We start from the raw sequence: 23,066 nt of genomic DNA, 5'->3' as shown, positions 1-23,066 counted from the left end.
AAAATTTAAAAAAGAAAACTATTCTAGTTTAAGATCATAACGTTCGTCTCTAAAAGTTTTTCCCCATTGTTTGACTTCTACTGATTCTGTGAGTGTAAATCCTGCCTTTTTATACATTTCCAAAGCGGTATCTTGCATGCTTGTGGTAAGCAGAAAAACATTTTTAAATTTTTTCTCTCTGCAAAAACCTACTGCATCATTTAAAAGTTTTTTCCCAATTCCTAATCCTCTAAAAGTTGGATCCAATAAAAACCATCTTAATTGCGCTTCTTCATTTGTTTGATGCTGAATCGCAATACAGCCTACAATTTTATTGTTGTATTCAGCCATCCAAATACGATCATATTCAGGAGAATAATTTTCTAAAAAATTGTAAAAAGTTTTTATAACGTATTTTTCAAATTCATTCGAAAAATCAGATTCATTGCCATAAATAAATCCGTGCAGATAAATAATATATCCAATATCGCCCGGATTAATTTCGTGACGATAGGTGATGTCACTTTGAACAGGCTTATTTTCAGACAACAGGTTTTTTATAGTATGCATCGAATTAAGCAAATTCTCTTTTTCAAAGAAATTCAGATTTTCGATTTTATGTTCAATCTGTTGTTCTACTTTATTATTTAAAGATTGAAGCAATTCCTTTCCCGAAGTACTGAGTTCAATATTAAAAGCACGTTTGTCTTCTAATGAAGCAACTTTTAAAATGATGTTTTCTTTTAAAAAGCGTTTTATAATTCGGCTTACATATCCTTTATCTAAATTTAGAATATCAGTAATTTTTTGCGCCGTGATAATTTTGCTTTCGCTGATTTCATAAAGAATTCGAACTTCTGTAAGTGAATAATCACTATCAAGATAATGTTGGCTTAATATGTCTAAATGTGAGGTATAAAAGCGATTGAAACTTCTAATTTTTGAAGTTGTAGTATTCATAATTTTAAATATTGCATTGATAATACAAATATATTAATTTAGTTGCTTTTGTCAACTATTTATTGATTTTTTTGTTTTTAATAGAAAGACATTCGACTTTGCAAGAAGTTTTATATATAAAAAATATACGTTACGCAGATACACTGCTGTGCGACTGCGTAACGTATAGTACGAACGAAGATTATAATTATTTAAGAGCGTTCAATAATTATCTAATTATCAAATTGGCACATTATCAAATTCTACTTATTCATCGCAATATAATCCGAAGGTGACATTGAAAAATGCTTTTGAAAGTTCCTACCAAAGCTTGTTTGCGATTTATAACCCACCATTTCGGCGATTTCGTACATTTTGTAATTTTCGTTTAAAAGTAATTCTGCAGCTCTTTTTAGGCGTACAATGTTGATCAGCTCATTCGGACTTAAATTTGATAAATCTTTGATTTTTCGGTACAAAGTAGAACGACTCATGTTCATGATTTCTGCCAACGATTCAACACTTAAATCAGGATCGGTGATGTTTTTCAGGATTTCATCATCCAGTTTTTTCAGGAATTTTTCATCGGTTTTATTGTGTGCAATGCTTTTGATGTGCGAAAGCGGTGAACTTGCGTAATAATTCATAATCTGCTTTCTGTTTTCGATCAGATTATTGGCTTGAACTTTCAAATAATCCATCGAAAAAGGTTTTGCAACATAAGCATCGGCACCAACTTCAAGACCGTCAATCTGCGATTTTAGCGAATTTTTGGACGTCAATAAAATAACCGGAATATGACTGGTTTCTAAATTTGTTTTAATTTCCTTACACATCGTAATTCCGTCCATAACAGGCATTGAAACGTCGCTGATTACGAGTTGAATGTTTTGATTATGAATTACTTTTAATGCATCTTCGCCATTTTCAGCCTTTAAAATAGTATAAGTCGAAGCCAATTCGGAAGTAATAAAATTTAAAAGATCAAGATTGTCCTCAACGATCAAAATCTGAGGTTTTTCCAGTTTGGTTTCCAACTCTGTTTTTTCGGATTCTGACTGACTAAGTTCTTTTTCTGATTCGGTATAAAACATAAATTCTTCTTCCTGATGTAATGGTACAACGAGTTCAAAGATGTTTAATTTTGGATTTTCAATTAACTGAAGGTTTCCGTTATGAAGTTGCGCAAGCGAATGTGCAAGCGAGAGCCCAATTCCAGTTCCCGAAGTATTATCCATATTGTCAACTCTGAAAAAGGGTTCGAAAATCTTGTCTTTCAGTTGAAACGGAATCAGATTTCCATCATTTTTGACAATTAAAGTCAGTTTTTTATCATCTCTAAAAAGCGAAATGGAAACTTTTTCTTTTGAATATTTTATAGCATTACTAATTAAATTACTCAGGATTTTTTTGAAAGCTTCCTTATCTACAAAAGCAAAAATGTCTTTTTCGCCCAATTCTAATTCAAAATCAATTTCTTTCTCTTCAATTAATGGCGTAAATCTTAAATGCAGATTTCGTACAATCGACGAAATATTTGCTTCAACAAAAGTAAGTTTAAGCCCTCCGATTTCTGATTTTCTAAAATCCAGCAATTCGTTCACCAATTTTAATAATCGGGACGTATTTTTCTTCATAATCGAAAGATTTTGAGGAACTTCAGCCGATTGGTGTTCCATCACTAAAAGTTTCTCTAAAGGTCCTTTAATAAGCGTTAAAGGGGTACGAATTTCGTGCGCTACATTGGTAAAAAAGTCAATTTTTGCCTGATAGATTTCTTTTTCTTTTTCGTCGTTTAGATGCTTTATTTTTCGGTTATTTTTAATCTGAGTCAGATTTTGAGAATAACGAATAATGTAGTAAAACGAACCACAAATCAGAAGAAAATAGAAAAAATAAGCATAAGAACTTGCCCAAAATGGAGGCAGAATGGTAATTTTCATTTTAATTTCTTTGCTCCAAACTCCAAAACTGTTCAACGATTTGACTTTAAAAACATAATCGCCCGGCGCCAGTTCAGTAAAAAACACTTTATTGTTTCTGCCTAAATAAACCCATTCATTATTGACGTTTTCCAATTTGTACCAATATTCGGTAAGTTCTGGCGCAGTGTAATTTAAAGAAGCAAATTCCAGGTTAAATGAAGATTGATCGTTGTTTAATTCTAATTCATCTAAATGTGAAATAGATTGTTTTATTGGCGAATCATTTTCATTGGCATCAATATCTTTGTTATTGATTTGCAAATTGGTAATAAAAATGGAAGGTGTGTATTTGTTTTTGGTGAAATTCTTCGGATTGAAGCTGATCATTCCGTTTAAATTTCCAAAATACATGTCGCCATTTGTATCTTTAAAAGCTGATGCATAATTGAATTGGTCGCTCAATAATCCATTCGCTGTTGTATAGATTTTTATGCTTTTATGATCAGGGCTAAATTTCACTAAACCTTTTGAAGTCGTCAGCCACAGATTTTTGTTGTTATCTTCTAAAATCGAATAAACAACATTACTTGGAAGTCCGTCTTTTGTGGTGAACTTTTTAAAAGTCCTGTTTTTTCTGTTGAACAAATTCAGACCGTTTTCTGTCGCAAACCATAAGTTTTTAGAGCTATCCTCAAAAATATAATTGATAGAATTATTACTGATTCCGTCAGGATTTTTATAATCGTATGTAAAAACTTCTTTCTTTCTGGTTTTTGGATTGTAATAAAACAAGCCGTCACGATAACTTCCTGCCCAGCAATTTCCTTGGCTGTCTTCCTTATATGTTGTATAATGTGTAGTTTCGGGAAAAGTTTTCAGAATATCAAAATTATCACTGAGCTCATTATAGCGATAAAGCCCCATTGTCGTAATCACAATCAGGTCTTTTTTATTCGTTTCATAAAATGAAAAAATAAAATTACTGTGTAATCCAGAAGAAGGATTATTGGCGCTATAATGTTTTATGACAGCGCCAGAATTTCGATCTAAAACATCTAAACCATGCTCAAAAGTTCCCACCCAAATTTTATCTTTTCGAGGCATCAAAGCGTGAATATTATAATAGGAAACAGGATAAGAAGTAAATTGTTGTGTTTTAGGATTGAAACGGTTTACTCCGGCATCTTCTGTTCCAATCCATAAATCGCCGTAATCATCTTTATGAATTTCTCGTACGGCGCTTCCGCTGATCGAATTTTGATTTTTCTGCGGAAAATATTTTTTAAACTGCGTGTATTGTTTTTGGTGGTAATTGATTCCGCCGAAATAAGTTCCAATCCAGATTCCGTTTTCCTTATCAATCGTAATCGAGTAGGCGGCATTATCTGAAATTGCATACGGATCGTTGTAATTTTTTTTCAGATTAATGCTCGTTTTTGTTCTCAGATTATATACATAAACGCCAGATTCGCTCGCAATCCAAACTTCGTTGTCGCCACGTTTTTTGAATTGACGGACAAAAACGGGTTCTTTTGTTGAAAATTGCAATGCAGTTGTAGTTTTATCCTTTTTATTATAAACCAAAACGCCATGATCTTGTGTACCAATCAAAATGCTGTTTTTGTTTAAGGCATAAATAACTGTGATTCTGAAATTGCTTTTATCAGCTGGTGGATTCAGTGTGATATTTTCGAACGAAAGATTCTCTTCAGAATAATGATATAATTTATTTAAAGAAGAAGCCCAGATTTCACCATTTTCATCTCTTGAAATAGAGGTTGTAACAAAATATTTGTTCGGATTAAAGGTCTTAGTTTCTTTTTTGCTGGTCGAATATTTATAAAGTATATTTCCCGAAATAAACCAGATATTTCCCTTTTTATCATGATTGATATCATTGATTCTGTCATTTATGGCTTCGTTCAAAACTGCAAATTGATCCGTCTTTTTATTGTATTGATACAATCCTTTATCTGTTCCTACCCAAATTATTCCGTTGAAAGCATGAATTGACTGTATATAATTGCTTCCAAGGCTGTGAATTGGATCAGATTGGCTTCTGTACGTTTTAAAACGATAACCGTCAAACCTGTTCAGTCCATCTTTTGTTCCAAACCACATGAAGCCATCTTCGTCTTGCGTAGAAGTGATAACCGTATTGTTAGAAAGTCCTTCTTCAACTTGAAAATGTTTAAAATAATATTCCTGAGCCTGAATAAAATTTATTGAAAAAGTGAATAAAAATGAAAAAAGAAAGAATTTACGCATTGCTGTGTTTTTTTATAAAAAAATAAATTTCTTCAAATCGTGTCAATATTCTACCAAATGTTGCAAGGCTATGTTTTTCTGACCTTTTTTATACAATTTGAATCATTTGAGAGAGATATTGACACAAATGAAGCATTTTATTTTGAATTAAAATCATCTACTTTGAATTTTCAAATAAACCATATTGATAATTTTTAGGCTGAAAAAATATAGTATCAATAAAAAAATATTTGAAAAACAAAATCAATCACAATTTTGAAACCAAATGAACACATTATTGTCAATGAGCAAAATCAATAGTTGTTTTGCCCGAATCAGAGATGATTAGAAAACTAACTAATTTATTGTAAAACCAACCAAAAAATGAAAACTATCTAAAATGAAAAATCAATGAAAACAAAGTTCACTCAAATTTTAAAGCAGAGATATTACCTCTTGTTTTTCTTTAGTTTATTATTCCAGCAAACGTATGCACAGCAAATTGCAATTTCTGGGAAAGTTTCTGCCTCTTCTGGCGAATCGATTCCGTTTGCGAATGTTGTCATCAAAGGCACAACAAATGGAGCCGTTACCGATTTTGACGGAAGCTATAAAATTACCGCTGGCGCAAACCAAACTTTAGTTTTTAGCTCTCAAGGCTATAAAACAACTGAAATCGCTATTAACAACCGAACTTCTATAAATATTACGTTAGAAGAAGATGCCATGAAACTCGACGAAATTGTTGTTGTAGGTTACGGTTCTCAACAGAAAAAAGACCTTACAGGAGCAGTTTCTTTAGTGAAGCCAGATGAAATTCAGAAAAGACAAATTACAACAGTTGCCGATGGACTTCAAGGTTTAGTTACTGGAGTAAAAGTTCGCGGTGGCGGGCGTCCTGGACAAGAAGCTAGCGTTGAGATTCGTGGTTTGAAAAATCTTCAAAATACAAATCCATTATATGTTATTGATGGATTGGTAACATCAGCAAACAGAGATTTTAACCCAAATGATATTGAAAGCATTCAGGTTTTGAAAGATGCATCGGCGGCTGCGATTTATGGTTCACGTGCTGCAAATGGTGTAATCATCATTACTACTAAAAAAGGAAAAAAAGGACCACTTCAGGTTGAAGTTTCTGCAAAAACGAGCTTTCAAGTTATGCCTCGTTATGATTTAATGGGAACTGAAGAGTTTGCAAAATACAATAACATGGCGTATGACAATGCTGGATTTACAAGACAAAATTTAAATATGTCTGTTAATACAGATTGGCAAGATGCGGTTTTCAAAACCGGAATGATGCAAGATTACAATGCAAGTTTTTCTGGAGGAAATGAAAATTCAACATTCTTTATGTCTGGAAATTATTTTGGAAACGAAGGAACTGTCATTGGAACTGATTTCGACAGAATTTCCTTCCGTGTAAACTCAAGCGGTACAAAAGGAATTTTCAGTATTGGAGAAAACTTAGCCATCAGCAATTCAAAAACAGATGAAATGTCTGGAAACCCAATTATTGATGTGTACAGAATGACGCCGACAATTCCACTGTATGATCCTGCAAATCCAGGTGGTTACGGTTACGGGAAACAAGGCGTTGCAGATACTTTTGGAACAAATCCTTTGGCGATTGCTGATTTTGCGAATACCATTAATGAGAATTTCAGAATCAGAGGAAATATCTGGTCAGAATTAAAATTTGCTCCATGGTTGAAATACCGTTTCAATTTTGGATATGAAACAAGTTTCGACTCTTATAAATTCTTAAGAAAAGTTGGAAACTGGTCTTTGAATCAGCCAATTGATCAATCGTATACAGATCAAAACAAAGGTCGTTCAGAAACAATGTTGTTTGAAAATACATTGACTTTCAAAAAGGCATTCGGTAAACATGATTTTACTCTTTTAGTTGGTCAAACTTATCAAAAAGATAACTACAACCAAATTTATGGAACAAAGAGAAATCTTCCAATGAATTCTGGAACAGGTCAATATTATGAAGTTTTAAATCAAGGAGATTCGCCAGTTGTTGGTGGTTTCATTAACGAAGCGGCTTTGGCATCTTACTTAGGAAGGTTAGAGTACAATTATGACAATCGTTATTTATTTAATGCTGTTTTAAGACGTGATGGATCATCAAGATTCAGCGACGCAAACAAGTGGGGGAATTTCCCTTCTCTTTCTGCAGGATGGAGAGTAAGCAACGAATCTTTCTTTAAATCAGAATTTATTAAAGATTTGAAATTAAGAGCTAGTTACGGAGAATTGGGTTCTGGAAACATTGGAAATTATGAATATAAAAGCTTCGTAAATAATTTTGGACAGATTGTAATGGGTAACGAACAAAAGTTATATCCATCTGCGGCTCAGGTAAAATTATCAAATTCAGAATTGCGTTGGGAAAAATTAAAACAAACGAATTTTGGAGTAGATCTTGGCGTTTTAAATAATGATTTGCGTCTTACTGCCGATTATTTCATTGCTCGTACAGAAGATGTATTGTTTGGATTCCCAATTTTATTGACAACAGGAAATGATGGAGGAAACCCAATTTCTAACGCTGCAACTGTTGAAAATAAAGGTTTTGAATTAGAATTGGCTTACAACAAAAAAATCAATGATTTCTCATTTAACGCTTCTGTGAATTTCACAAAAGTAAACAACAAATTGGTTTCATTAGGTAACGGACAAAACGAAAACTTTTCTGGAAATACAGTAACAAGAGCGGGTATGCCAGTAGGAATGTGGTATGTTTTAGAAACAGATGGTTTGTTCCAAAATCAACAAGAAATTGACAACTACAAAACTGCAGGTGGAAAAGTAATTATGCCAAATGCTGTTCCTGGGGATATTCGTTTTAAAGATAATAACGGTGACGGACAAATTACAAATGAAGACAAAGCTGTTGTTGGAAGTCCGTGGCCAGAATTTGAAATGGGATTTAATGCAGGAGCAGACTACAAAGGTTTTGATTTTTCTATGAACTGGATTGCTTCACACGGAGCAACTGTTTACGACGGATTTAGAAGTGTTGTTGATCGTTTTGACGACAATAGTAACTACAGAACAGGAATTCAGCCTTGGACGCCAGAAAATCCAAACACTGATTTCCCTAGAATTACAAAAGGTTCAACTTTAAACTCACGTGGAGACAGCGACCGTTTCTTGGAAAGCGGTGATTTTATCAGACTTAAATACATCGGATTTGGCTATAATTTGCCAAGTAGTGTTTTGAAAAACTCTGGTATTACAAGAGCAAGATTAACGCTTTCGGCACAAAACATTATTACCATCACAAAATATCAAGGTTTAGATCCTGAGTTTACAAACGGTAATATTTTTGAAAGAGGTGTTGACAATGGGGCTTTCCCAAATCTTAAGACATATTCTTTTGGTGTAGAGTTTAGCTTTTAATTTAAAAAAAATAGCATAATGAAAAAATCAATCATAATAACCGTAGCTCTTCTAGGTCTCATTTTTGCTTCATGCGAAAAAGAATTGGACCTAAATAGCCCAAATGATATTACAGTAGACCAATATTGGAAAACTGAAAGTGACGCACAAGCCGGAGTAAATTCAATTTATGCCATGTTTTATAAAGATGGCCTTTGGGCAAGATGGATTTATTTCCGTTTGGATTTAACGTCTGATGAAGGATATAGCGTAAGTCCGTGGACAGAATTAGCAGATTGGACAAGATTCAATTACATCAATTATAATTTCTGGGAAGGAAATGCTGTAACATGGAGAGATACTTACAAAGCGATTTTCAGATGTAACCAAGTTTTGGCAAATGTTCCAAATATTACTTTCCAAAATGAAGACACAAAAAAGAGAATTATAGCGCAGGCTAAATTTTTGAGAGCCTTGCATTACTATTATGCAGCAGTAATTTGGGAAGATATTCCGTTGGTTTTAGAACCATCTACGCCAGCAGATTTGCCAAAACAAGTAAAAGTAACAGAAGTTTGGGCTCAAGTTGAAAAAGATTTAAATGAAGCTTTCGCAGATTTGCCAAGAGATTGGTCAGGTGCAGATATTGGAAGACCAGACAAAGGAGCAGCAAAAGCTTTTCTTGCAAAAGTATATATGCAACAACATAAATGGGCTGAAGCAAAAACGTCTTTAGACTATTTGATTTCTGGTGCTGGAGCAAAATACAGCTTACAAGCAAATTACAGAGACAACTTTACAGATTTACATGAAAACAACAGCGAATCTGTTTTTGAAATTCAATTTGGAGATCAAAGAAAAGGCGGAACAGGAGAAGATCAAAATGCTGCAGTTTCTAGCAACCGTTGTCAGTTTTTTGCGCCAAGAGGAATTGGATGGTCTGACGGACAAGCTCGTTTTTGGTTAGTAAATGCTTTCAAGGAAGAAAAAAACAAAGACGGAAATCTTGATATCCGTTTAAGATGGACTTTGTACTATCCTCAATTATTAGCTGATTTTGGAGACAAAACATACAATAGAAACTGGGAATGGAACAATAACGAAGCTTGGTTCAGAAAAGGAAGCCGTGATTATTACAGAGATAATGAAGATTACTATTCTCAAGTAAACTACAGATTAGTTCGTTACGGTGATATTTTGTTGCGCTATGCAGAAGTTTTGAATGAATTAGGAAATACTGCGCAAGCGTATCAATATGTTGACATGGTAAGAGCGCGTGCTAACATGAACACATTAGCGGTTGCACATCCTGAAATTGGAAATAACCATGATTTGTTCCTGGAAAGATTAAAAATGGAAAGAGTTTTAGAACTAGCTGGAGAAAGTGTTCGTTGGGAAGATTTAAAACGTTGGGGAGATTTGAATACGCAAGCTTCTGTTGATAAAATCGCACTTCGTGATTCAGATTTTAAAAACTTTAAAGTGGGTAAAAATCACAGAATGCCAATTCCACAAACAGATGTTGATAATAATCCAAATCTAGATCAAAACTCAGGATATTAAAAATTAAATTTTTTGAGGGAATCAGATGCTTCAAATCTGATTCCCTTATCATAAAGAACAATTGTTCATAATAACAATATTGAAAATGAAGAAAGTAAAATTGTGTCTGACATTAGTGTTGGCAGGGCTAGTATTGCTTAGCTGCAACAATAAAAAAAGTAATTCTGAAGAAAATAAAACAGAAACCACTTCAGTAGAAAAAAGAGAAATCTGGACTAAAGATCAGGCCAATAAATGGTACGCAGAACAACCTTGGTTAGTGGGCGCAAATTATTCTCCTAGCACAGCTATAAATCAGTTAGAGATGTGGCAGGAAGATACTTTTGATCCAAAAAGAATTGATCAGGAATTAGGCTGGGCAGAAGGTCTTGGTATGAATGTAATGCGTGTTTATCTACATGATTTATTGCATCAGCAAGATGCTGAAGGACTTTACAAACGCATGGATACTTTTTTAGGAATTGCAGATAAACATCATATTAAAATACTTTTTGTTTTGTTTGATTCTTGTTGGGATCCGTTTCCGGCTTTAGGAAAACAACGTGCGCCAAAACCGCATACACACAATTCTGGTTGGGTTCAGGCTCCGGGCCAAAAAGCACTTCAGGATAAAACACAATATCCTCGTTTAGAGAAATATGTAAAAGAAACGGTAGCAAAATTTAAAGATGATAAACGAATTTTAGGTTGGGACGTTTGGAACGAACCTGATAATATGACCGGTCCATCTTACGAAAAAGTAGAAATCAAAAACAAAGTTGATTTGATTTTACCACTTTTAAAAGATGTTTTTGCTTGGGCAAGATCAAGCAATCCATCACAACCATTGACTTCTGGAGTTTGGGTTGGAGATTGGAGCGACGAAGCTAAAATGCAACCAATGCATAAAATGCAGATTGAACAGTCTGATGTAGTTTCTTTCCACAATTACAACACACCTCAGGATTTCGAAAAAGTAATCAAACAATTACAACGTTACGGAAAACCATTAATCTGTACAGAATATATGGCAAGACCAAACGGAAGCACTTTCGAAGGATTTCTTCCAATTGCCAGAAAATACAATGTTGGTATGATCAACTGGGGATTTGTTGATGGAAAAACACAAACAAAATACGCTTGGGACAGTTGGACTAAAATCTATACTGCAGAACCAAAATTATGGTTTCACGAAGTGCTTCATACTGATGGAACACCATACATTCAAACCGAAACAGATTTGATTAAAAAGATGACTTCTGAGGCAAATAAGAAAAATTAGATAATGTGTCAATTTGATAATTAGATAATTGCTTTTAGCCACAGATCAAACGGATTAAACGGATTTCCGCCGATCATTTTAAATTACATCAGTGAAAACCTGTTTAATCTGTAAAATCCGTGGGCAATTAAAAACTACACAGCAATGAGAAAAAATACAATAAAACAGCTCTTTTTTCTAGCGATAATTCTAGTTGGATTTTCCGCGAAAGCGCAACAACCAGATCCGCCGGGACAAATAAAAGGAAATGAAAAACCTAAAAACGAAGCCTATCTTTTTGCGCACATGACACATAATGATTACGGCAGATTGTATTATTCTGTTAGTTTGGACGGTTTACATTGGGAAAATCTAAACAATGGAAAGCGCGTTTTTGAAGAATATAAAGGACATCCTGACATTTGCAAAGGTCCAGACGGAAAATATTATATCGCAGGAAATACGGGAGACGATGCAAAGGCTATCAATATTTGGGTTTCGGATGATTTGATTACTTGGAAAAAACATGCAGATTATACACCAGATTTAAAAAGTACTCCTGATTATTCAAATGCTTTACAGAGAATTGGCGCTCCAAAATTATATTACGACAAAGATTCTGAAAAGTTCATTATGACTTGGCACACGCCACATCTTGAAGGAACAAAAGAAGATGGAGAACGTTATTGGGCAAGTCAGCGAACGTTGTATGTTTTGTCTAAAGATTTAAAAACATTCGAAGGAACGCCAAAACGCTTATTCGATTGGGATATGGGAACAATTGATGTTTTTATTCGTAAAATCGGCGATTCCTACTACGCTGTGATTAAAGACGAAACGTACCCAACTTTGTATTGGACAACAGGAAAAACCATCCGAATTGCCAAATCAAAATCCCTTTTAGGACCTTATTCTTTGCCCCAGCAATCTATCAGTCCAAACTTCAGAGAAGCTCCAATGTTGATTCCTTCTCCTGATGACAAAATATGGTACATGTATTACGAACAATACCCAGGAGTTTCATACGGATTATCAATCGCAGATAACCTAAACGGACCTTGGTTTCAGGCCTCAGGCTACACTTTTTTCTCTGATTGGGACAAATATAGTCTTCCAGAAAAAGTGCGCCACGGCTGTATGATTACAATCTCTAAAAATGAATACGACAGTTTGGTGAAGAAATTTGGATTAAGTAAAAAGTAAAATGTCAGAAGTGAAAAGTTGAAACTAAATATTTCTTGAATTCACATTTTAAGTTTCACATTTTACGCATCACATTTCACATCTTACTCAAGAATTGGTTAGTTAAGTTAGTTTGAGAATTTACCAGGCTTATGTTGGTTATAAGTCTGGTAATTCATTTTGATTTAGAAGAAACATTATGGCATTATTTCAAATAAAAATGCCCAACACATATATAGTATGAAAAGAAAAAGCATCCTTTTTTTAGCCTTGATTTCAGTGTTTGCAGCAAATGCGCAATGGAAGCCACAAGGAGATAAAATCAAAACAAAATGGGCAGAGCAGGTTGATCCGAACAAAACGTTACCTGAATATCCCCGTCCGATTATGGAGCGCGATCAGTGGAAAAATTTGAATGGTCTATGGAATTACAGCATTCAAGAATTTGGAAAAACAGCGCCTTCAAAATATGATGGGCAAATTTTGGTTCCGTTTGCGGCCGAATCAAGTTTGTCTGGTGTTATGAAAAATGTTGGAGCCAAAAATGAACTTTGGTACGAAACAAATTTTTCGATTGAATCAAATTGGAACGGAAAAAATATTCTTTTGCATTTTGGTGCTGTAGATTGGAAAACGGAAGTTTTTATAAATGACGTAAAAGTCGGTTCACACACTGGAGGATATACACCATTTTCATTCGATATTACACCATTTATTCAAAAAGGAAAAAATCAAAAATTAGTTGTAAAAGTTTGGGATCCTTCAAATGATGGGCCTCAACCAAGAGGAAAACAAGTCAAAAATCCTGAAGGAATTTGGTACACGCCTGTTACGGGAATTTGGCAAACCGTTTGGATTGAACCTGTAAACGCTAAAAACATTTCAGAATTAAAAACAACGCCAAATATCGATCAAAATACAATCAGTATTAAAGCCGATGTAAATGGAGCTGAAAAAGGAGATGTAGTTGAAATTTCGGTTCTTGATGGAGGAAAAGAAATTGCTAAAGAAAAAGCCGTTGTTGGCGAAAGCAATGATATTGTTTTGAATGCTCCAAAATTATGGTCGCCTGAAAGTCCGTTTTTATATCAGACGAAAATTCGTTTAATCAGCAAAAATAAAGTGGTTGATGAGGTGAAAAGTTATTTTGCAATGCGAAAAATTTCATCAAAAAGAGATGAAAACGGAATCATGAGAATGCAATTAAATAACAAAGATTATTTCCAATATGGACCTTTGGACCAAGGTTGGTGGCCAGACGGATTATACACAGCACCAACCGATGAAGCTTTAAAATACGATATTATTAAAACAAAAGAATTAGGTTTTAATATGATTCGTAAACACGTAAAAGTGGAACCGGAACGTTGGTATACACACTGTGACCAATTAGGAATTTTAGTGTGGCAAGATATGCCAAGCGGAGATGATCAACCAATTTGGCAAAACAGAAAATATTTTGACGGAACAGAATTGCAACGTTCTGCAAAATCTGAAGAAATCTATAGAAAAGAATGGCGAGAAATTATGGATCATTTGTATTCGTATCCAAGTATTGTCGTTTGGGTTCCGTTTAACGAAGCTTGGGGACAATTCAAAACGGTTGAGATTACAGAATGGACTAAAAATCACGATCCAAGCCGATTAACAAATTCATCAAGTGGTGGAAATCATTTTCAAACGGGCGATATTCTAGATTTACACAATTATCCAGGACCAGAAATGTATTTATATGATGCCAGAAGAGTTACAGTTTTGGGAGAATATGGCGGAATCGGACTTCCTCTTGAAGGACATTTATGGAGAGCAAATGACAATTGGGGCTACATTAAATTTAAAAATGAAGCTGAAGTCACTGCCGAATATATCAAGTATGCTAAGATCCTTAAAAACTATGTAAAAAATGGTTTTTCAGCAGCAGTTTATACACAAACAACCGATGTTGAAGGTGAAGTAAATGGTTTTATCACTTATGATAGAAAAGTAGATAAAATGGATTTCAAAGCAATAAATAAGATTAATACTGAAGTCATAAATGCTTTGAATTAGAAGTGTTTTTTCTTCCGCAGATTTGGCAGATTTAGCTGATAAAATAATCTGTGTAATCTGCTAGATCTGCGGGAAAAATTCAAATAAAAAAGCTAAAAATGAAAAAATACCTAATCCTTTTCCTGTTCACAACAATAAGTTTTGCGCAGCAAAAAACATTCACAAACCCAATACTGCCATCAGGTGCAGATCCTTATAGTACCTATTATAAAGGATATTACTACTATACAAATACACTTGGGAATAAATTGGTTTTATGGAAAACAAAAGACTTGTCAGATATTAAAAATGCCGAAAGCAAAGTCATTTGGACACCACCAAAAAACACGAACTATTCAGCAGAAATATGGGCGCCTGAATTTCATATTATTAATGGGAAATGGTACTGCTATTTTGCTGCTGATAATGGCGACAACAACAATCATAGAATGTATGTTTTAGAAAACAAATCATCAGATCCGTTTAAAGGTAGTTTTGAATTCAAAGGGAAAATTGCTGCAAAAACAGACAAATGGGCAATTGATGGAAATGTTTTTGAACACAAGAAACAACTTTATATGATTTGGGCAGGCTGGGCAGGCGACACTAACGGACAACAAAATATTTACATCGCTAAAATGAAAAGCCCGCTTGAAATTGACGGCGATCGCGTAATGATTTCTTCGCCAACAAACGATTGGGAAACACACGGCGCATTGCACGATGATGTAAATCCACCACAAGTAAATGTAAACGAAGGGCCTCAGTTTTTAGAAAGAAACGGAAAAATTTTCATTGTTTTTTCAGCAAGTGGCTGTTGGACGGATTTTTATTCTTTAGGATTGTTAGTATTTAATGGAGGAGATAATTTATTGGATCCAAATGGATGGAAAAAATCCCCAGAACCAATCTTCAAACAATCCGATAAAAACAAGGTTTATGCGCCGGGACATAATTCTTTCTTTAAATCTCCTGACGGAAAAGAAGACTGGATTTTATATCACGCCAATTCAAATCCCGGAGAAGGTTGCGGAAATAAAAGATCTCCAAGAATGCAGAAAATTAATTGGGATTCTAGCGGATTTCCAGTTTTAGGTGAGCCAGTTAGTGAAGGAATCAAATTGGCAATTCCATCAAAATAAAATCATCTTAAAGTTATAAAAATGAAAAATATTCAAATTGCTGCAGTTGTTTTACTGGCACTTTTTCAGTTTAATTGTAAGGACACTAAAAAGGAAAATGCAGCTTCAAAAGAAACTACTGAAATAAGTTCAGATTCGGTAAAAACCGTTTTAGAAACTAAAAATTTTGATACGATTATTGATGGTAAAAAAGTCAATTTGTATTGGATAGAAAACAAAGGAATTAAAGCTGCTTTTACTAATTACGGTGGAAGATTAATCGGGCTTTGGGTAAACGATAAAAACGGAAAACCAACCGATGTTGTAGTCGGAATGAATAGTGCAAAAGGTTTTAAAACTTCGACTGAACCTTATTTTGGAGCAACGATCGGAAGAGTAGGAAATAGAATCGGGAAAGGGAAATTTACTTTGGAAGGAAAACAATACCAAGTTCCGTTAAATAATGGTAAAAATGCTTTGCATGGCGGAGTAAAAGGCTTTCAGGATGTAGTTTGGAATGCTGAAAAAACAAATGAAAACACTTTGGTTTTTACTTATGTTTCACCAGATGGAGAACAAGGATTTCCGGGAAATTTAGCTGTAAAAGTAATTTATACGATTACAGATGATAATTCGGTTAAAATGGAATATGAGGCTACGACAGATAAAACGACACTTGTAAACTTAACAAATCACGCTTTTTTTAATTTGAATGGCGAAGGAAGTGGGACAATTTTAAACCATGAATTGCAAATTTATGCGAATGAATTTACTCCGGTTGACGAAGGTTTGATTCCAAGTGGAGAATTAAGACCAGTAAAGAATACGGTATTTGATTTTACTTCAAAACATACCATCGGAGAAAGAATCGAAACTAAAGACGAACAATTGAAATTCGGAAAAGGCTACGATCATAATTACGTTTTAAACGCAACGAAGAAAAACGGATTAAATCACGCTGCAACAATTTCAGGCGATAAATCGGGAATTAAAATGGACATTTTTACAGAAGAACCAGGATTGCAGTTTTATAGTGGAAATTTCATGCAGTCAAAAAATACATTTAAATCAGGTTCAAAAGATGATTTCAGAACCGCATTTGCTTTGGAAACTCAACATTTTCCAGATGCGCCAAATCAGCCAAAATTTGCTCCGATTGTTTTAAAACCGGGACAAAAATATCATACAGTTTCTTATTATCAGTTTTCTGTTAAAAAGTAGTATTGTTTAACGAATTTAACCGCAATCCCGATAATTATCGGGATTGCGGTTAAATTTAAAACCCAATAAAAAATGAAAAAAATACTATCCATAATAACATTATTGTATGCTTTTACAGCTTGTTCTCAAGAGAAAAGCAAAGACAAACCAAAAGAAGCAAAATCAAATACAATTCTTCTGGCGGACCCAACCATCTTCTATAGTAACGGATTGTATTATTTGTATGGAACTACAAGTGGAGATTTTCCAAATGGTGAAGGTTTTCAAGTTTACACATCTTCTGATTTGAGAGACTGGAAAGGTCCTGTTGGAGCGCAGAATGGTTTAGCTTTGAAAAAAGGCGATTCTTTTGGTGACAAAGGTTTCTGGGCACCGCAAATTCTTTCGTATAAAAACAAATTTTATATGATTTATACGGCCAATGAAAATATTGCTTTTGCGACAAGTGACAGTCCGCTTGGGCCATTTAAAAACGAATCTAAGGAACCAATCATTAAAACAGGAAATCAAATCGATCCATTTATTTTTATTGATGAGGATGGAAAAAAATACCTGTATCATGTTCGTTTGACAAATGGAAACCGAATTTTTGTTGCCGAAATAAATGATGATTTTCAAAGCATAAAAGCAGAAACTTTAACTGAATGTATTTCTGGAGTTTTGCCTTGGGAAAATACGCAAAATGTTAACTGGCCAGTTACTGAAGGCCCAACTGTTTTAAAGCACAATGGTTTGTATTATATGATTTATTCGGCAAATGATTTCAGAAATATTGATTATGCTGTAGGTTATGCAACTGCTAAAAGTCCGCTGGGACCTTGGGAAAAAGCTTCAGAAAGTCCAATTATTAGCAGAAAAAATACGAAACAAAATGGAATAGGGCATGGTGATGTATTTTGGGATAAAGACAATAAAATGAATTATGTACTTCATACGCATTTTAACGAAAGTGCTGTTTCTCCAAGAAAAGCCGGAATTATTTCAATTGAATTTTCAGGAAACAAAATTGTAGCAAAGCCCGAAAGTTTCTCTTTTTTAGAAGTTAAATAAATTGTTTTAAATCAGTGTTTTAAGCTCTTCCGATAAACTTTGGAAGAGCTTTTTTTATTTATCTTATTTCATTTTCAATGAAATAAAAATAACTATTATTATTTAGAATAAATAAAAATAATTTAGGAAATACAAAATTTAGAAAGTATTTTTGCCTGCGAATTTAAAACCAGACAAAATGAATAGCTTAACCATTAAAAAAATCTGTTTTTTTGTGCTTTTCGTAACATCATTAACTATGATGGCGCAAAATCAAAATACAGGTAGGGTAACAGGAAAAGTATCTTTGAGCGGAAATGCTCCAGCGGAAGGTGTATCTGTTGCTCTTAAAGGAACAAAATATAGTGCTATAACCAATGAAAATGGACAGTACGAGATTAGAAATATCAAACCAGGCTCTTACACGATCAGCATTCATTCAGTTGGGATTCATGGTCAAGAAGCTACCATTGTTGTAACAGCAAAGCAAGTCACAACAAAAAACTTTGCACTTTCTGAAAGTCAGGAAGATCTTGATGAAGTTGTTATCACAAAAAACAAATACAAACAAGATAAACCTTCGTTGTCGTTGCGTCTTCAGACTCCAGTTTTGGAAATTCCGCAAAATGTTCAGATTGTAAGCGGTCAAACTTTAAAAGATCAGCAAATTACAAGTATGAGCGACGGAGTTATCCGTAACGTGAGTGGAGCGGTACGTTTGGAACACTGGGGCGATTTGTACACAAATATTACAATGCGTGGTTCTCAAATTCAGGCTTTCAGAAACGGATTTAATGTGGTTTCTTCTTTCTGGGGACCATTAACTGAAGATATGAGTTTTGTAGATCATATTGAATTTGTAAAAGGACCTGCTGGATTTATGCTTTCAAGTGGCGACCCAAGCGGACTTTATAATGTGGTGACTAAAAAACCAACCGGAATTACAAAAGGAGAAGTTTCTGTACTTGGAGGAAGCTATGACTTTTACAGAGTTAGCCTTGATCTTGACGGGAAATTGGATAAAAAAGGAAAATTGCTTTACAGATTCAACGGAACTGCTCAAAATAAAGGTTCGCACCGTGCCTTTGAACATAATAACCGTTATGTAATTGCTCCGGTAATTTCATATCAAATTGATGATAAAACAAAAATTACTGCTGAATACAATTTTCAGTATGCAAACATGACTGAGGTTGGTTCGTACTATGTTTTTGGACCTGCATCTGATGGATATGCAACATTGCCAGTTGGATTTACCATGACACAACCGGGACTTCCAGATACTAATATTCAGGATCACAGCGGTTATTTTACGTTTGAGCATAAGTTTGATGACAACTGGAAACTTACAGCACAGACTTCTTATTTTAAATATATTCAACAAGGATATAGTTCATGGCCAAGCATGGTTGGTTCAGATGATAATGCTCTTGGAAAAGGAAATATTATTAGAAATGTTGGTATTTGGGATGCAGAAAGCAACATGTATTTAGGACAAATATTTGTAAACGGGAAGTTTAACACTGGTTCTGTTAGCCACAAAATATTAAGTGGAGTAGACTTAGGAAGTAAAGATTATATGGCAGATTGGGGACAATCTCATAATTTAGATACAGCAGCTAATCCATTTAATGTTTATAATCCAAATTACGGAACACCATCTAATGGTTTCCCTGCTTTTGACCACGATACACCATTAAGCCAAAGAGCTGGCGGACTTTATGGTTCAGAATATGCGGCGGGTTATATTCAGGATGAACTTGGATTTTTCCAAAACAAATTAAGATTGACCCTTGCAGCAAGATATACATGGATTAAACAGACTAGTAGTTATGATAATCCACAAGAAGATAGTCATATTACACCTCGTGTAGGGGTTAGCTATTCTTTAAACGAAAGCACAGCTTTTTATGGATTATATGACCAGGCTTTTTCGCCTCAATCAGGAGTTGTTAGAGATGGACAGGTAAAACCGCTTACAGGAAATAATGTCGAATTTGGAATTAAAAAAGATTGGTTTGACGGTTCTTGGAATACAAGTTTATCTGTTTATAATATCTTGAAGAAGAATGAACTTACCGCTGATCCTCGAAATACACCAAATGAACAATATAAAATTGTTCTTGGAGAAAAAAGAGCTCAGGGAGTGGAATTTGATGTTAGGGGAAAACTATTTGATGGTTTAAATCTTATCGCAAATTATGCTTTTACAGAATCTATTGTAAATAAAGTTGATCCATTGGTTTCTGATGCAACAGGAATTGAAAAAGGAGATATCGTACCAGGTTATGCTAAACATACAGCAAATGCATGGTTAAACTATACAGTTCAAAATGGAAAACTAAAAGGTTTTGGAGCTTCTATTGGAGGAACTTTCCTTGACGGACGCCAAACGGATACCTGGAGTGAAGGTCTTCAAAAACTGCCTTCTTACTTTAAATTAGATGGAGGCTTATCTTATGAAACTGGTAAAGTAAAAGTAACTGCTAACGTATTTAATATCTTGAACAAATACCTTTACAGCGGTTCTTACTACCAGTGGCTAGATGCTTATTATTGGCAAACTGAGGCGCCAACAAACTTTAGAGTTGGTGTGACTTACAAATTTTGATGGTTTGTTTTAGTTGAAAAATTACAAATCAAAAAAGCATCTGTCTTAATTGGCAGATGCTTTTTTTAAGCTACTAAGTTGCTAAGATTCTGAGGTTCTAAGTTTAAAAAAAAACTTTTAATTTGTGTAATCTGTGGCTAAAAACTATCCTTTTTGAATTAATGGAATCAATTTTGTTCCAATTAATTCTATCGCATTCATTAATTGAGTGTGCGTCAATCCGGCGTTATCCATTTGAAAAGTAAATCGGTCAACGCCTCCTAAAGCTTCGCTGTGTCTTAGGATTTTCTCAGCTGCACGTTCAGGACCACCAACAATCAAAACGCCTAAATCATCAATAAGTCCGTCAAATTTTCCTTTGGTCACTGGAGGCCAACCTCTTTCATAACCTAATTTTGTCCACAATTCGGCGTAGCCTGGATAATATTCTTCGATGGCTTTTTCGGTTGTATTCCCAACATAACCGGGAGAATGTAATCCTACTTTAAGTTCTTCAGGTTTATAACCTGCGGCTTTTCCAGCTTCGCGATATAAATCAATCAATGGACGAAAACGATGTGTTTGTCCACCAATGACGGCAACCATTAAAGGTAATCCTAAACTCCCTGCTCTTATAAAAGATTCCGGAGTTCCGCCAACGCCCAGCCAAACAGGTAATTTTTCCTGCAAAGCTCTCGGATAAACCGGAAGATTATTTATAGCGGGACGAAATTTCCCTGACCAAGTAACAAATTCATTATCTCTGATTTGTAAAAAAAGATCTAATTTTTCCTTGAAAAGTGCATCATAATCGTTTAAGTCAAATCCGAAAAGGGGATAAGCTTCGATAGAAGAGCCTCGCCCAGCAACAATTTCGGCTCTTCCTTTAGAAATTAAATCCAATGTTGCAAAACTTTGATAAACTCTAACAGGATCTGCAGCACTTAAAACCGAAACCGCACTCGATAAACGTATATTTTTTGTTCTTGCCGCGGCTGCGCTTAATATCACAACTGTAGCCGAATCTAAAAATTCTTTTTTATGATGTTCCCCAATTCCGAAAACATCCAAACCTGCCTGATCTGCAAGTTCAATTCTTTGAAGTAATTGTTCCATCGCATCAACACTGCTCAAAGTGTTGTTGTCTCCGTACATTGCCGAAGCAAAACTGTCAATTCCTATTTCCATATTTTTTGAGCTTTAGGCTTTAGGCGATAGGCTTTAAGCTTTTTTTTAAAACCGATAACCTTTAGCAATTATTTTTTTGCTTTAAGCTTTAGGCAATAAACTTTAAGCTTTTTTGAAAGCCTATAGCTTACAGCTTAAAGTATACAGCTATTTAATGAGAAAATCCAAATGAAATACTGGTTATAATAATTAAAATAACAATCAGTGTAATAACAACATAAAGATAATCCCTTTCAATAAGAAAAGAGAATAATGAAAGTAAAACCCTGAAAACAGGCGTCAGAAACAATAATATAATTCCGAAGAAAATCAAAAATTCACCATTTCCCTGAATTACGCCACGATAAACATCGGCAATTACTTCAAATATATTTCGGTCATTTTCTTTGAAAACAGAATAATCTTCAATATCATTTCCGTGATGCATCAAATAAACAATTCCGCCTATAAAAGCTACTGAAAGTGAAATCCAGACGCCATATCGCAATAAATTTCCAACAATAGCCTGAAAATCTTTTTCTCCAAATTTTTCGTGCTGCATACTTTTAGATTTTTCCATTTAGTCCGTTATAAATCATATTAATTGCTAAAACAAAAATTAAGCAGGCAAAAAATATTCTTAGTTTTTTAGGGTTTGTTCGCACTAATACTTTGGCTCCGGCCATGGCGCCAAAAAGAACGCCAATCACAACAGGCATACAAATTCCCGGTTCAATATATCCTTTTTGAATATAAATTACAGAACTCGCCATTGCGGTAACACCCATCATAAAATTACTGGTTGTTGTCGAAACTTTAAATGGAATTCGCATAATATTATCCATTGCAATTACTTTAAAAGCGCCAGATCCAATTCCGAGCAAGCCTGACATCATTCCGGCAAGTCCCATCATGCTAAAACCGCCAATTACATTTTTGGTACCATAGCTTACCACTTCGCCGTCGTGTGTTGGATAAGTCCCATCTAATTTTAATTTTTTTGCCAAAGGACTCGACTCTAAAACAATATGTTCTTCTTTTTTTCGAAGCGAATTTATTGCTGAGAAAATCAAAGTAAGTCCGAATAGAACGGCAATAAAAGAAGTAGGAGCAATAGCTGAAAGCAACGCACCGCCAACAGCGCCAATTGTTGTGGCGATTTCAAGAAAAATTCCCAATCGCATGTTTGTAATTCCTTCTTTTACATACGCTGCCGCAGAACCCGAAGAAGTTGCAATTACCGAAACCAAAGCGGCTCCAATTGCATAATGAATATCAACGCCTAAAATGACAGTTAAAAGTGGAATAATAATGATACCGCCTCCCAATCCTGATAATGAACCAATAAAACCTGCTAAAAAAGCACCAAGAATCATAATCAGCGTAAACGTAAGTACTGTCATTCGAATAAATTTTGTTTTGGCTAATTTACGAATTGA

The 23,066-nt window shown here is 34.5% G+C and carries 14 protein-coding genes; 9 read left to right on the top strand and 5 right to left on the bottom strand.

Features of this window, described 5'->3' with window-relative positions:
- Nucleotides 1-18: 18 nt before the first annotated feature.
- A complete protein-coding gene (locus tag FN795_RS02210; RefSeq protein ID WP_142449175.1) occupies nucleotides 19-939 on the bottom strand; it encodes a bifunctional helix-turn-helix transcriptional regulator/GNAT family N-acetyltransferase in 921 nt (306 codons plus the stop codon).
- Between the two features lie 242 nt (nucleotides 940-1,181).
- The gene (locus FN795_RS02205) at nucleotides 1,182-5,111 is read right to left on the bottom strand and encodes a hybrid sensor histidine kinase/response regulator transcription factor (protein WP_142449174.1); all 3,930 of its coding nucleotides are present in this window, start codon (nucleotides 5,109-5,111) and stop codon (nucleotides 1,182-1,184) included.
- A gap of 390 nt (nucleotides 5,112-5,501) precedes the next feature.
- Here FN795_RS02205 and FN795_RS02200 point away from each other — a divergent pair, with 390 nt between their 5' ends.
- From FN795_RS02200 to FN795_RS02160, 9 genes are all read left to right on the top strand, one after another.
- Nucleotides 5,502-8,507 carry a SusC/RagA family TonB-linked outer membrane protein gene (locus FN795_RS02200; protein WP_142449173.1) on the top strand — a complete coding sequence of 1,002 codons (3,006 nt, stop codon included), beginning with the start codon at nucleotides 5,502-5,504 and terminating at the stop codon, nucleotides 8,505-8,507.
- An 18-nt stretch (nucleotides 8,508-8,525) separates the two neighbouring features.
- Nucleotides 8,526-10,049: a RagB/SusD family nutrient uptake outer membrane protein gene (locus tag FN795_RS02195; RefSeq protein WP_142449172.1), complete on the top strand. Its 1,524-nt coding sequence runs from the start codon at nucleotides 8,526-8,528 to the stop codon at nucleotides 10,047-10,049.
- Nucleotides 10,050-10,134: 85 nt separating this feature from the next.
- Entirely contained in the window at nucleotides 10,135-11,310 is a 1,176-nt protein-coding gene (locus FN795_RS02190; RefSeq protein ID WP_142449171.1) for a cellulase family glycosylhydrolase, read from the top strand.
- A 144-nt stretch (nucleotides 11,311-11,454) separates the two neighbouring features.
- Nucleotides 11,455-12,492 (top strand): glycoside hydrolase family 43 protein, encoded by a 1,038-nt coding sequence (locus FN795_RS02185; RefSeq protein ID WP_142449170.1) that lies wholly within the window; start codon nucleotides 11,455-11,457, stop codon nucleotides 12,490-12,492.
- 219 nt (nucleotides 12,493-12,711) lie between these two features.
- Nucleotides 12,712-14,520 carry a glycoside hydrolase family 2 protein gene (locus tag FN795_RS02180; RefSeq protein ID WP_142449169.1) on the top strand — a complete coding sequence of 603 codons (1,809 nt, stop codon included), beginning with the start codon at nucleotides 12,712-12,714 and terminating at the stop codon, nucleotides 14,518-14,520.
- Nucleotides 14,521-14,618: 98 nt separating this feature from the next.
- Complete coding sequence (locus FN795_RS02175; RefSeq protein ID WP_142449168.1) at nucleotides 14,619-15,641, top strand: glycoside hydrolase family 43 protein; 1,023 nt, start codon at nucleotides 14,619-14,621, stop codon at nucleotides 15,639-15,641.
- A gap of 21 nt (nucleotides 15,642-15,662) precedes the next feature.
- Complete coding sequence (locus FN795_RS02170; protein WP_142449167.1) at nucleotides 15,663-16,841, top strand: aldose epimerase family protein; 1,179 nt, start codon at nucleotides 15,663-15,665, stop codon at nucleotides 16,839-16,841.
- A gap of 72 nt (nucleotides 16,842-16,913) precedes the next feature.
- Nucleotides 16,914-17,891 carry a glycoside hydrolase family 43 protein gene (locus FN795_RS02165; protein ID WP_142449166.1) on the top strand — a complete coding sequence of 326 codons (978 nt, stop codon included), beginning with the start codon at nucleotides 16,914-16,916 and terminating at the stop codon, nucleotides 17,889-17,891.
- A gap of 178 nt (nucleotides 17,892-18,069) precedes the next feature.
- Nucleotides 18,070-20,481 carry a TonB-dependent receptor gene (locus FN795_RS02160; RefSeq protein ID WP_142449165.1) on the top strand — a complete coding sequence of 804 codons (2,412 nt, stop codon included), beginning with the start codon at nucleotides 18,070-18,072 and terminating at the stop codon, nucleotides 20,479-20,481.
- Between the two features lie 144 nt (nucleotides 20,482-20,625).
- On the opposite strand, the gene FN795_RS02155 is transcribed toward FN795_RS02160, so the two are convergent.
- From FN795_RS02155 to FN795_RS02145, 3 genes are all read right to left on the bottom strand, one after another.
- Nucleotides 20,626-21,648 (bottom strand): LLM class flavin-dependent oxidoreductase, encoded by a 1,023-nt coding sequence (locus FN795_RS02155; RefSeq protein ID WP_142449164.1) that lies wholly within the window; start codon nucleotides 21,646-21,648, stop codon nucleotides 20,626-20,628.
- Between the two features lie 151 nt (nucleotides 21,649-21,799).
- A complete protein-coding gene (locus FN795_RS02150; RefSeq protein WP_035645172.1) occupies nucleotides 21,800-22,189 on the bottom strand; it encodes a DUF1634 domain-containing protein in 390 nt (129 codons plus the stop codon).
- Between the two features lie 4 nt (nucleotides 22,190-22,193).
- Nucleotides 22,194-23,030 carry a sulfite exporter TauE/SafE family protein gene (locus FN795_RS02145; RefSeq protein ID WP_142449162.1) on the bottom strand — a complete coding sequence of 279 codons (837 nt, stop codon included), beginning with the start codon at nucleotides 23,028-23,030 and terminating at the stop codon, nucleotides 22,194-22,196.
- Nucleotides 23,031-23,066: the final 36 nt, after the last annotated feature.

The organism is Flavobacterium resistens, assembly GCF_900182645.1.
In the GTDB taxonomy this organism is placed as follows: Bacteria; Bacteroidota; Bacteroidia; order Flavobacteriales; family Flavobacteriaceae; genus Flavobacterium; species Flavobacterium resistens.
Note: the sequence above shows the minus strand (reverse complement) of the source record. Positions and strands in the feature narration are given on the sequence as shown.